The sequence below is a fragment of the Bradyrhizobium sp. Pha-3 genome, assembly GCF_042258325.1.
Classification (GTDB): domain Bacteria; phylum Pseudomonadota; class Alphaproteobacteria; order Rhizobiales; family Xanthobacteraceae; genus Bradyrhizobium; species Bradyrhizobium elkanii.
The window spans coordinates 6,088,090-6,100,497 of record NZ_CP170151.1 but is presented as its reverse complement, the minus strand read 5'-3'; the positions used below and the strand labels follow the sequence as shown (position 1 = coordinate 6,100,497).

At 65.5% G+C, this 12,408-nt stretch carries 10 protein-coding genes; 5 read left to right on the top strand and 5 right to left on the bottom strand.

Annotation, left to right across the window (positions count from 1 at the left end):
- Positions 1-210: 210 nt before the first annotated feature.
- The 4 genes from ACE10X_RS29020 to ACE10X_RS29005 are packed head-to-tail and all read right to left on the bottom strand — an operon-like array spanning position 211 to position 4,725.
- Entirely contained in the window at positions 211-1,005 is a 795-nt protein-coding gene (locus tag ACE10X_RS29020) for an IclR family transcriptional regulator (protein WP_375763221.1), read from the bottom strand.
- 27 nt (positions 1,006-1,032) lie between these two features.
- Positions 1,033-1,797 carry an SDR family NAD(P)-dependent oxidoreductase gene (locus ACE10X_RS29015; RefSeq protein WP_080583393.1) on the bottom strand — a complete coding sequence of 255 codons (765 nt, stop codon included), beginning with the start codon at positions 1,795-1,797 and terminating at the stop codon, positions 1,033-1,035.
- Positions 1,794-3,512: an FAD-dependent oxidoreductase gene (locus ACE10X_RS29010; RefSeq protein ID WP_375763220.1), complete on the bottom strand. Its 1,719-nt coding sequence runs from the start codon at positions 3,510-3,512 to the stop codon at positions 1,794-1,796. The genes ACE10X_RS29015 and ACE10X_RS29010 overlap by 4 nt, the downstream gene beginning before the upstream one ends.
- Before the next feature lie 10 nt (positions 3,513-3,522).
- Positions 3,523-4,725 carry an ABC transporter substrate-binding protein gene (locus tag ACE10X_RS29005; protein WP_375763219.1) on the bottom strand — a complete coding sequence of 401 codons (1,203 nt, stop codon included), beginning with the start codon at positions 4,723-4,725 and terminating at the stop codon, positions 3,523-3,525.
- A gap of 352 nt (positions 4,726-5,077) precedes the next feature.
- Between ACE10X_RS29005 and ACE10X_RS29000 the strand changes: the two genes are divergently transcribed.
- Positions 5,078-6,007, top strand: coding sequence for an aspartyl/asparaginyl beta-hydroxylase domain-containing protein (locus tag ACE10X_RS29000; RefSeq protein WP_375763218.1), 930 nt, complete (start codon positions 5,078-5,080; stop codon positions 6,005-6,007).
- 90 nt (positions 6,008-6,097) lie between these two features.
- Here the strand turns inward: ACE10X_RS29000 and ACE10X_RS28995 are convergent, their stop codons facing one another.
- Positions 6,098-6,253 (bottom strand): hypothetical protein, encoded by a 156-nt coding sequence (locus ACE10X_RS28995; RefSeq protein ID WP_016843659.1) that lies wholly within the window; start codon positions 6,251-6,253, stop codon positions 6,098-6,100.
- 326 nt (positions 6,254-6,579) lie between these two features.
- Here ACE10X_RS28995 and ACE10X_RS28990 point away from each other — a divergent pair, with 326 nt between their 5' ends.
- The 4 genes from ACE10X_RS28990 to ACE10X_RS28975 all read left to right on the top strand — a co-directional run bounded on the left by ACE10X_RS28990 (position 6,580) and on the right by ACE10X_RS28975 (position 12,241).
- Positions 6,580-8,277, top strand: a complete 1,698-nt coding sequence (locus ACE10X_RS28990) for an NAD-dependent malic enzyme (RefSeq protein ID WP_375763217.1) — start codon at positions 6,580-6,582, stop codon at positions 8,275-8,277.
- A gap of 256 nt (positions 8,278-8,533) precedes the next feature.
- On the top strand, positions 8,534-10,216 hold the full coding sequence (gene ggt, locus ACE10X_RS28985) for a gamma-glutamyltransferase (RefSeq protein WP_375763216.1): 1,683 nt from the start codon (positions 8,534-8,536) through the stop codon (positions 10,214-10,216).
- A 263-nt stretch (positions 10,217-10,479) separates the two neighbouring features.
- Positions 10,480-11,844, top strand: a complete 1,365-nt coding sequence (locus ACE10X_RS28980) for an MFS transporter (RefSeq protein WP_375763215.1) — start codon at positions 10,480-10,482, stop codon at positions 11,842-11,844.
- 19 nt (positions 11,845-11,863) lie between these two features.
- Positions 11,864-12,241, top strand: coding sequence for an SPW repeat protein (locus ACE10X_RS28975; protein WP_375763214.1), 378 nt, complete (start codon positions 11,864-11,866; stop codon positions 12,239-12,241).
- Positions 12,242-12,408 lie beyond the last annotated feature (167 nt).

Below are 12,408 nucleotides of genomic sequence, written 5' to 3'. Positions count from 1 at the left end.
AATAGCAGAATATGGTGCGATGACACTCAAGTCAAGGCTGACCTATTGTTTCATATAGGCTCCCTTCGCTTGCAAGAAGAGGAAGAACTGCAGTGGGCTCTTTCCGCGCCTTTTCCCGCGACAAGACAGCGATTTGTGCGAAGACGGTACGCTCATCGATCGGTACGGCGCCGGCTTACCCCGCGCTCCGACCGGCATGCTCAGCCTCCATCAGCCTGATGCCCGCGGTGTGCCGTGCCCGAGCTGCCGCGAGATATCGCCGGCGCAGCCCCGCAGCGCGGCGGCGATCGCGCTGTCCCAGCCGGCGTCGAAGGTGCCTTCCGGCCCCATCGCGGTGATGACCAGCGCGACGTGGCCGGCGTGATCGAACACCGGCGCGGCGAAGGCGTTGACGCCGGGCAGCGGATCGCCGATGGCCCGCGCCAGCCCGCGGCTGCGGACCTCGGCGAGGATCTCGGCCGTTTTCGCGTCCGCCGGCGGACGCTTCGGATTGTAGCCGACGCCGAGGCGATCGAGGCCGCTCTCGAGCGCGGTTCTGATCGCGTTCGGCGGCATGAAGGCGGCGAAGGCGCGGCCGGTCGCGGTCTCGAGCAGCGCCACCACCGATCCGACGCGCATCGCGATATGTACCGGATGGCTCGGCTCCTCGAGCCGCACCACGGTCGCGCCGTGGGTGCCCCAGACCGACAGCGACACCGCGTGATTGATGCTGTCGGCGAGCGCTGCGATCCGCGGCGTTGCGATCCGCACTGCGGACTGCCGGCGCAGGCTAATCAGGCCGAGCTCAAGCGCCAGCGCGCCGATCTCGTAACGGCCGGTGGTCTCATCCTGCTCGATCAGCCCGATGCGGGAAAAGCTGACCAGATAGGGATGCGCCTTGGCGGGCGGCATGCCGGCTTCGCGGGCGAGATCGCGCAGCATCATCGGTTCGCCGCTGCGGGCGAGCGCGCGGAGCAATTCTCCGCCGACCTCGATCGACTGTATGCCGCGGCTCTCTCTCGTCATGTGGCCCTGCCAGCTCCCACAATGTGCTTATACGGCGAGAAATCCTCCGTCGACCGGCATGGTCACGCCGTTCACATAAGATGCCAGTTCGGATGCGAGGAACACCACCGGGCCGACCAGCTCCTCCGGCTGCCCGACGCGGCCGAGCGGCGTGCGGCCCAGAAATCCGGCGACCCGGGCAGGGTCGTTGCGGGTCGCTTCGGTCATCGCCGTTTCGATCACGCCGGGCGCGATCGCATTGACACGAATGCCGTCGGCGGCAAGCTCGCGGGCGAGCGCCTGGGTGAGGAGCTTGACGCCCCCCTTGGACGGCGCATAGCCCAGCGTATCGGCAACGCCGAGGAAGGACGCGATCGAGCCGAGATTGATGATCGTGCCGCGCGTCTCGCGCAATGCCGGCAGGAAGGCGTGGGTGACGTTGAACGTGCCGGTCAGGTTGACGTCGAGCACCCGCCGCCAATTCTCGCCTGCACGGGGCGAGTCGATGCCCTCACGGATGATGATGCCGGCATTGTTGACCAGGATCGCGATCGGCCCGACTTCGCGCGCCGCACGCTGCGCCAACGCGGAGCACGCCTCCGTATCAGTGACATCGAGCTCGAACGGCCATGCCGCGCGGCCGCGCCGGCGAATGTCGGCCGCGGTTTGCTCGGCGCCGGCGCGATCGACGTCGGTCACAACGACGTCCGCGCCATGCGCCGCTAGGCCAAGCGCGATGGCGCGTCCGTTGCCGTGGGCAGCGCCGGTCACCAGCGCGCGCTTGCCTGCGAGCAGGGTCGCCATCGCGCTCATGCCACGCTTCCTTCCGCCGCTACGCCGGCAATGTGCTTGCCCGCGATGTAGCCGAAGGTCAGCGCGGGCCCGAGTGTGATGCCGGCGCCGGGATAGTTGCCGCCCATGATGCTTGCCATGTCGTTGCCGGCGGCATAGAGGCCGGCGATCGGCTGGCCATCGGCGTCGAGCGCGCGGGCGTTGGCATCGGTCCTTATGCCGGCATAGGTGCCGAGATCGCCGATCACCATCTTGATGGCGTAGAACGGCCCGTGCTGGATCGGCGCGATGCAGGGGTTGGGTCCGTGCAGCGCATCGCCCTGGTAGCGGTTATAGGCGCGCGAGCCCTTGCCGAAGGCGGGATCGCGGCCCTCCGCCGCGGTGGCGTTGAACTCCGCGACGGTCGCCTCGAGCGCCTTGGCGTCGATGCCGGCCTGCGCGGCGAGCTCCGTCAGCGTCGCGCCGCGCTTGAGATAGCCGGTCTTCAGATGATGGCCGAGCGGCATGGGGCGCGGCGGCACGCAGCCGAGGCCGTATTTGCGCAGCGTCTCGTGATCGCAGATGAGATGCGCCGCGATCTCCTCGCTGGGCATCGCCGCCTTGATCATCGCCTGCACGAAGTCGTGGTAGGAATTGCCTTCATTGGCAAAGCGCCTGCCGTCGGCCATCACTGCGATCACGCCCGGCTTGGCGCGATCGATGAAATGCGGCATCACGCCCTTCGAGCCATCCTTGCGCGTCGTGACCGAGACCGGCACCCAGGCCGCGGCATTCGGCAGCGAGTCGTCGACGCGGCCGCCGGCGGATTCCGCAAGGCGCAAGCCGTCGCCGGTGTTGCCGACAGGGCCCGGCGAGTAATGCTCTTTTCCGGTTGGCGCATGCGGAAACATCTTCTGCCGTCGCGCGACGTCGTGCGGAAAACCGCCGCAGGCGAGCACCACGCCGCGCTTCGCGTTGACGCGGATCGTGCGCCCTTCACGCGCGACGATTGCGCCGCCCACCGCGCCGTTCTCGACGATCAATTCGCGCACCGGCGAGTTGAGCCAGAGCGGGATTTTCAGGTCGAAGGCGGATTTCGCCAGCCGTCCGGCGAGCGCGTTGCCGTTGGTCAGCGTCATGCCGCGGCCGTTGCGCATCACGTCGATGGCGTGTTTCGACAGCCGTTTGGCGACATAGGCCGCCGACGCTAGCGACCGGGTCGCGCGCATGAAATGCACGATCTCCTTGCCGGAGCCGAGCATCATGCCGAACACGGTAAGCTCGGGCAGGGGGCTGCCGAGATCCTTGAGGGCGTCGCCGAGCTCGTGGGCGTCGAACGGCCGCGTCACCATCGAGCGGCCGCCCTGCGCGCCGCCGGGCGCTTCCGCATGATAGTCCGGGAAGGTCAGCGGCATGTCGAAGCGCACCGCGGTGCTGGTGGTGAAGAAGTCGACCGCCTTCGGCCCTTCGGTAAGGAACGCATCGACGCGCGCTGCGTCAAAGCTGTTGCCGGCCTCGTAGCGCAGATAGGTTTTGGCCTGATCGGGGCTCTCCTCGATGCCCCAGGCCTTGGCCAGCGAGGTGCCGGGAATCCACAGCCAGCCGCCAGAGCGCGCGGTGGTACCGCCGAACCGCGGCTCCTTCTCGACCACCAGGACCTTGAGGCCGTGATGGCCGGCGGTGACGGCCGCCGACAGCCCGGCGCAGCCGGAGCCGACGACCAGCGCGTCGCAATCATAAGCTTCTTCGTTGGCCACGCGATCGATCCTATTTCTTGAGCAGCGGGCACTTCGACTCGGAGACCGGACGATAGGCGTCCTCGCCCTTCACCGTCTTGACGATGTCGAGATAATCCCACGGCTCCTTGGATTCCGAAGGCTTTTTCACCTTCGCCAGATACATGTCGCGGATCACACGGCCGTCCTCGCGCAGCTTGCCGCCGTGCACGAAGGTGTCCTCGATCGGCAGCTCGCGCATTTTGGCCATCACCGCTTTGGGATCGTCGGTGCCGGCGGCCTGGATCGCCTTGAGATAATGCAGCACCGAGCCGTAGACGCCGGTCTGGATCATGGTCGGCATCACATTGGCGCGGGCGTAGAACTTCTTCGACCAGGCACGCGTTTTCTCGTCCATGTTCCAGTACGACGACGTCGTCATGTAGGTGCCCTGCGCGGCGTTGAGTCCGATTGCATGCACGTCGGTGTCGAACATCAGAAGGCCGACCAGCTTCTGGCCGCCCTGCACGAGGCCGAACTCGCCGGACTGCTTGATCGAATTGTCGGTGTCCTGGCCGGCATTGGCGAACGCCACCACGTCGGCCTTCGAGCTCTGCGCCTGTAGCGCAAAGGAGGAGAAGTCGGCGGTGTTGGTCGGATGCTTGACGCTGCCGAGCACCTTGCCGCCCATCTCGTTGATGAAGCGCGTCGCGTCCTTCTCTAGCTGCTGTCCGAAGGCGTAGTCCGCAGTGACGAAGAACCAGGACTTGCCGCCTTCCTTGATCACGGCCGAGGCCGTCACCTTGGACAGCGCGTAGGTGTCGTAGGCGAAATGCACCGTGTTGGGGCTGCACAATTCGTCGGTCAGCGAGCTCGCGCCGGGACCGGAGAGGAGCGCGATCTTGTTGCGCTCGCGCACCATGTTGTGCACGGCGATCGCGATGCCGGAATTCGGGATGTCGACGACGGCGTCGACCTTGCCGTTGTCGAACCAACCGCGCACGATCTGCACGCCGACATCGGTCTTCATCTGGTGGTCGGCGGAGATGATCTCGATCGGCTTGCCGAGCACGGTGGGGCCGAATTCCTCCACCGCCATCTTGGCCGCCTCGACCGAGCCCGGGCCGGAATTGTCGCGGCCCCAGCTCGACAGGTCGGTCAGCACCCCGATGCGCACGACGTCATCGGAAACCTGGGCGTGAGCGGCCGTGGTCATCGCCGCGACAATGGCTGCCGCCAGAAACTGTCTCATCATTCCTCCCTTTGGATGTCCGCGCTCTTCGGCGCGGTCATCTCAGGATTAGGAATTGTCTAATTAGTTTGTCAATGGTGAATTAGGTGTGTGAATAGTGTCACAAAGTTGGCGCCCGCGCGGCGCTGCGCTTCACATTTGGTGAGCGAACGCTTACGTGGCTTATCCGGGACGGCACCGCGGCAAGGCTTCCGGCTCATTTGACAGACCGCGCCGCAGTGCCAAGTCACTATGAAACAGGGGAATTTTCGCGGACGGCGACGCGTTTCGCCGCCCGGACTGGGCCACCCGTGAAGGGCAAGGCTCCTGCGGGGCGGGGCACGAAGGCGTCGGCGGCAGCGATCATAGACGGATCATGTTGAGACAGCTCTTCGCGCCGCAGCTCGTCATTCTTTACGTGCTGGTGGTCTCTACGCTCTACGTTCACTTCCGCGGCAAGCAGCGGTTGCGCTTCGCTCGCCAGCTCGGCGATCACTCGACCTACCTCGCGCCCTACAATGTGCTGATGTATGCCGGCTCCGCCGTGCCCAACACGCCGGTGATTCCGGTCGAGCAGTTTCCCGAGCTCAAGAAGCTCTCCGACAGTTGGGAGACGATCCGCGACGAGGCCACGCGCCTGTTCGACGAGGGCTTCATCCGCGCCGCGGCCAAGAACAACGACTGGGGTTTCTATTCCTTCTTCAAGAGCGGCTGGAAGCGCTTCTATCTGAAATGGTACAACGATTTCCTGCCCTCGGCGCGGACGCTGTGCCCGAAGACGGTGGAGCTGCTCAACTCGATCCCGAACGTGCATGGCGCGATGTTCGCGATGCTGCCGCCGGGCGGCAAGCTCGGGGCGCACCGCGATCCCTTCGCCGGCTCGCTGCGCTATCACCTTGGCCTGGTGACGCCGAACTCGAAACAGTGCCGCATCCTCGTCGACGGCGTCGAATGCGTCTGGCGCGACGGCGAGGCCTTCATGTTCGACGAGACCTTCATCCACAGCGCCGAGAACAAGACCGACGTCAACCGCATCATCCTGTTCTGCGACGTCGAGCGCCCGATGAAGTACGGCTTCATGACGGCGATGAACCGCTGGGTCAGCCACAACATCGTCAAGGCGTCGGCCACCCAGAACGTCGACGGCGAGCAAGTCGGCGCGCTGAACAAGGTGTTCGGCAAGCTCTACGAGGTCCATCTCGCCAGCCGCAAGGTGAAGGAGTGGAATCGGAACGTGTATTACACGCTCAAATATTCCGCGACCGTGCTGATCCTCGGCCTGATCGTAATGTCGGCGCTGCACTGATCGCGGCGGCGTCGCCGCATTGAAAGCAAAAGCCCCGGAGCATGCTCCGGGGCTTTTTGTCTGGGACGAGAGCTGTGAGGCGCAGCAGCATCAGTCGCGTTCGAAAACCTTGGCGCCGGGGTAGATTCGCCGGGCGTACGCGACGACCCACTCCCGGTCCTGCGTCTCCAGGAACGGAGTTCGGATCTTGCACGACCCGACGATGAGGTGCCACAGGCCGTTCAGCTTCTGAATGTTGACGATCATCTGAGTGTTCCTCGAAACCCGCGTTCCAGTCGACACCTGCTACCCGTGACAGTCTTGCGATTGACGGCTCCGAGCCGTGATCCTGATCACGTTGGAGCGATCGCGAGTGTAAAAATCTCTCGCGATCACTCAACTGTACGGGCGTAAGCACGGGCCATCACAAGGAATCAGGCGGGCTATACCAAGGTATGTTTGGTGTCGGTCCGAAGGCGGAGCCGCAGCGTCGGGGCCGTTCAACTTTGCGCGGCGCAGCGCCTTCGCGCTCCGATCCGTTACACGGGCGTGATAACGTCCCTTCTGGCGTTTCGCATTGAGGGGACCTTGTCATGTCGGAGTCATCAGGAGCTTTTGCGACCACTGCGCTGAGCGGCTACGAGCTGCTGGCCGATCCGCAGCTGAACAAGGGCACCGCGTTCTCCGAGGCCGAGCGCGAGGCGTTCGACCTGCACGGCCTGCTGCCGCCCAATATCCTGACGCTGGACGAGCAGGTCTCGCGCCGCCTCGAGGCGCTGCGCGGCTTTGAGACCGATATCGAGCGCTATGCCTTTCTGCGCGAGCTGCAGGACACCAACGAGACGCTGTTCTACGCGCTCCTGGTCGGCAACCTGGAAGAGCTGTTGCCGATCGTCTACACGCCGACCGTCGGCGAGGGCTGCCAAAAATTCAGTCGGCTGTTCCGCAAGCCGCGCGGGCTGTTCCTCAGTATCCCGCATCAGCACCGGATCGACCGCATTTTCGCGCATCCGCGCTTCGATCACGTCGAGGCGATCGTCGTCACTGACGGCGAGCGCATCCTCGGCCTCGGCGACCAGGGCGCCGGCGGCATGGGCATCCCGATCGGCAAGCTCGCGCTCTACACCGGCTGCGGCGGCCTGCATCCGGCGACGACCCTGCCGATCATGCTCGACGTCGGCACCGACAATCCCGATTGCCTCGCCGATCCGCTCTATATCGGCTGGCGCAACGAGCGCGTCCGCGGCCAGGCCTATGACGACTTCATCGAGGCGTTCGTCTCGGCGGTGGTGAAGCGCTGGCCGCGCGTCCTGCTGCAATGGGAGGATTTCGCCAAGAACAACGCGACGCGCATGCTCGAGCGTTATCGCGACCGGCTCTTGACCTTCAACGACGACATTCAGGGCACCGCGGCGGTGGCGACCGGCGCCTTGCTCTCCGCCATCAACGTCACCGGCGTGCCGCTCACCGAGCAGCGCGTCGCCGTGCTCGGCGCGGGCTCGGCCGGTTGCGGCATCGCCAGCCTGATCCGCGCCGCGATGGTCGATGCCGGCCTGCCGGAGAGCGAGGCGGCGAAGCGCTTCTTCATGGTCGACCGCGACGGGCTGCTGCTTGAGGGCATGAGCGGGCTCGCCCCGTTCCAACTGCCGTTCGTGCAGAACAGGCAGGCGATCGCGGGCTGGCAGCTCAACCATCCCGACAAGATCGCGCTGCTCGACGTCGTGCGCAACGCCAGGCCGACCGTGCTGATCGGCGTCTCCGGCCAGGCCGGCGCGTTTTCCGAACCGATCGTCCGCGCGATGGCCGAATGCAACAAGCGGCCGGTGATCTTCCCGCTGTCCAATCCGACCTCGCGCGAGGAAGCGACGCCGGTCGATATCGAGGCGTGGACGGAAGGGCGGGCGCTGATCGGCGTCGGCAGCCCGTTCCCGCCGATCATGCGCGACGGCGCGCGCTTCAAGGTCGACCAGACCAACAACTCCTACATCTTCCCGGGTGTCGGCGTCGGCGCGCTCGCGGTCGGTGCCAGCCGGGTCAGCGACGGCATGTTCATGGCCGCCGCCAAGGCGCTGGCCAGCGTCTCGCCGGCGCGCGACAACCCGAAGCACAATCTGCTGCCGCCGGTCAGCGCCTTGCGCGACGTCTCGCAGACCGTGGCGCTTGCGGTCGCGCTGCAGGCCCACAAGGAGGGATTGGCGAGGGACGTTCCGATCGACCAGGTCGAGGCGCGGATTCACGCCAAGGTCTGGACGCCGCGCTACGTGCCGTACCGCCGCAGCGACCGGGCTTAGAGCTCGGCGCGTCGGCGCGGCGCGATCCTCCGCGCCGCGCGCTGCCCCGCATCGGTCTGGCTACCTCCTGCTTCTGGCAGGAGCACGAACCCGACCTCGCTCGCGCCTTCTCAACAGGCTTGACCGAAGTAAGAATTTTCTTCAATCTTGGTATGCCAAATGCCAGTGGCGGTCCTTCGGGGATTTGGACGTCGCGGTGTCCGCAGCCCGCGATCGCACAAAATCGACACAACGAGGAAACGGGGAGGGAAGCCGAATGGCCAATCTTGGCATGTCGCGCAGGGAGTTGCTGGTCGGGTCCATGCTCACGGCGGTCGCCGCGGCGGCGCCGCGACCACTCTGGGCCCTCGACAATACGGGCGCGCTGGCGCGATCGAAGACCGGCATGGTGACGAGCCCGCACGAACTCGCCACGCAGGCGGGACTAGAGGTGCTGCGCAAGGGCGGCAATGCGATCGAGGCGGTCATCGCCATCGGTGCCACGCTGTGCGTGACCTATCCGCATTTCAGCGGCCTCGGCGGCGACAGCTTCATGGTGATTAGTGACCGCAAGGGAAATGTGCGGACGCTGTCCGGCACAGGTCAGGCCGCGCTCAACCTGCCGAACTACAGCGGCTCGGTCCCGATCCGGGGGCCGGGGTCGGCGCTGACCGCGGCCACGACCGTCGACGTCTGGGACCAGGCGTTCGATTTCAGCCGCAAGTCCTGGTCCGGAAAGCAGAGCTGGGCGTCGCTGTTCGCGCGCCCGATCGAATACGCCAGCAAGGGCTTCCCGGTCACGCCGTCGCAGCGCTTCTGGCAGGACATGGAAGCGAAGAACCTGAAGGACTGGCCCGACATCCAGCGCATCTTCATGCCCGCCGGCCGGATGCCTGAAATCGGCGAGCCGCTGGTCCAGCCTGAACTCGCGAAATCGCTGGAGATGCTGGCCGCAAATGGCGGGCGTGATTTCTACGAAGGAAAGCTCGCCGCGCGCATTGCGGCCGGACTGAAGCAGATCGGCTCGCCGCTGACCGCCGACGATCTGGCGCGCTGCCGCGCGCGCGACGAGACGCCGTTGCGCGTCGGCTATCGCGGTGGCGAGCTGCTCGGGCTGCGCCCGCCGACGCAGGCTCTCACGACGCTCGAGATCATGGGTATCCTCGACCGCTTCGAGCTCGCGAAATATCCGGAAGGGAGCGCGGACTACTATCACCTGCTGGTCGAAGCGGTGAAGCAGGCCTTCATCGACCGCGGCCGCTACATCGGCGATCCGGAATTCGTCGACGTTCCGGTCAATCAGCTGCTCTCGGCGAGCTACCTCGACGCGCGCGCGAAGGCGATCAGCCTCGAGAAGGCGATGCCGTGGCCGCACGTGTTCAAGAAGGGCGACACGGTTTATCTCGCCGCGACCGACCGGGACGGCAATTGCGTCAGCATGCTGCAAACCGTCTACTACGATTGGGGAAGCGGCATGGTGGCCGGCGACACCGGCATCATCTGGCACAACCGCGGTGCGTCGTTCAATCTCGACCCGGCCAGCCCCAACTGCCTCAAGCCGGGCAAGCGGCCGTTCCACACGCTCAATCCGGGTATCTATCTCAAGGGCGGACGGCCGCATCTGCTGTACGGCACACAGGGAGCCGATGGCCAGCCGCAGACGCTCGCGGCGGTGCTGACCAGGCTGATCGACTACAACATGGATCCGCTCATCGCGCTGTCGCGACCGCGCTTCCTGCTCGGCAAGACGTTCTCCGATGCGCGCGACAGCCTGAAGCTGGAGAAGGATGCCGGTGAAGAGGTCTTCAAGGCGCTCGCCGGACGAGGCCACGAAATAAGTCCGATACCAGCCCAGAGCCCGCTCGCGGGACATCCGGGTGCGATCCGGATCGACGCCGACGGAAGCATCACCGGGGCGCATGATCCGCGCAGCGACGGGCGCGCCCTTGGGCTGTCATGAGACGAAGCGCGGCAGATTGACGGAGCCGCCCAGCGGCTGCCGGGCGCATCCTGCGGCCATGTGCGAAGCACGGTCCGCCACTCGGTGCGGGAGGCGGACGACGCCTTCGGCGTACCGGACTGTTGCGATTGCCGCTCGCCGTGGCCGACTAAAGTTCAAGCCTCGACGGTCCGTTCCGGTGGAACTTTCCGGGGCGCGTTATCGTTCGTACTCAAACGAACCACAGTCAATATCCGTCCGGGGGCCTGCGAGGGAGACACCCCATGGCAATGTTTGGCCCAACGCTTCGTCCAACCCCCGGCCTCGACGCCAACCAGCTCACACCATCCGAGCACCAGCTGCAGATGCGCCGTGCGGTGATCGCCTCCACCGTCGGGACCGCGATCGAGTGGTATGACTTCTTCCTCTACAGCACCGTCACCGGCCTGGTTATCGCAAAGCTGTTCTTTCCGCATTCCGATCCCTGGGTCGGCACGCTCGAGGCCTTCGCCATCTATGCGGTCGGCTTCGTCGCGCGGCCGATCGGGGCTGCGATCTTCGGGCACTATGGCGACCGCATCGGCCGCAAGTCGACGCTGATCGCGACGCTGCTGTTGATGGGCCTCGCGACCGCGGCGGTCGCATTGGTGCCGACCTATTCCAGCATCGGCATCTGGGGCGCGGTGATCCTGACCGTGCTGCGCTTCATCCAGGGCGTCGGCGTCGGCGGCGAATGGGGCGGCTCGGTGCTGATGTCGATGGAATGGGCGCGCAACGATCGCTCCCGCGGCCTGATCGCGTCGTGGCCGCAATTCGGCGTGCCCTGCGGGCTGTTCCTCGCCAATCTTGCCGTGCTGGCCTTCAGCCAGATGTCGGGTGACCAGTTCCTGTCGTGGGGCTGGCGCGTTCCGTTCGCGCTCAGCATCGTCCTGGTCGGCGTCGGCCTCTACATCCGGCTCGGCATTCTGGAAACGCCTGTGTTCAGCAAGCTGCTGGCCGAGCGTCAGCTCGACCGCACGCCGATGCTGACGGTGATCCGCGACCATCCGAAGGAGATCCTGCTGTCCGCCTTCGCGCGGATGTCCGAGCAGGCGCCGTTCTACATCTTCACCGCCTTCGTGTTTTCCTACGGTACCGGCACGCTGCACGTCTCGCGCGATTTCCTGCTCACCGCGGTGCTCGCGGCCTCGGTGCTGTCGTTCGTCTCGATCCCGGTGTTCGGTCACCTGTCGGACCAGATCGGCCGCAAGAACATGTACATGATCGGCGCGTTGGTGACCGGCATCTTCGGCTTCATCTACTTCGCGATGCTCAACACCGGATCGGCGTCGATCATCTTCCTCGCGATCGTTCTCTCGCTCATTCCGCACGACATGCAGTACGGGCCGCAGGCCGCCCTGATCGCCGAAAGCTTTACCGGACGGCTGCGCTACAGCGGCGCCTCGCTCGGCTACCAGCTCGCATCCGTCATCGCCGGCGGTCCCGCGCCGCTGATCGCGGCGTGGCTGTTCGGTACCTATCATTCGTGGGTCGCGATCGCGGTTTACATCGCGATCTGCGCCGTCATCACGCTGGTCGCGACCGCGCTGATGACCGACTTCACTGGCAAGGACATCAATGCGGCCGGCGCGCATCAACGTCGGGCTTGAGACAGCAATGGAGCAGCAGATGATGAAATGGCGAAAAGAATCGGCGCTCGATCTCTATAACCTCGTCGCAGCGATCTTCCTGCTCGCCGCGCCGTGGCTGTTCGTGCAGGCCAATCCGACCGCGGCGATCGATCTCAGGATCAGCGGCGCGGCGATCGCGATCATGTCGCTGGCGGCGATCGTCGCGTTCTCGATCTGGGAAGAATGGATCAACCTGGTAGTCGGGTGCTGGCTGATCGTCTCGCCCTGGCTGCTCGGCTTCGCGCATACCCGCGCGATGCATTTTGCCATCGCCGCCGGCGCGGTGGTGGCCTTCATGGCGCTGCTCGAGCTGTGGCTCGAGTACGAGAAGACGCATTTCGGGCCGGCCACGTCGCAGATCGCCGAACGGCAGTAAGATCCGCCGCCGGCTAGACCGAAATGTGGCTCTTTGTCTTTGAGCATGATCTCCTCCGGAAAACCGCTTCGCACTTTTCCGGATCATGCTCTAGCAGCCCCGGCAAATGCCCTTGATCTTGCGGTCGACAAGCGCGTCCTCCTGATCGATGACCTGCTGCGATGTCG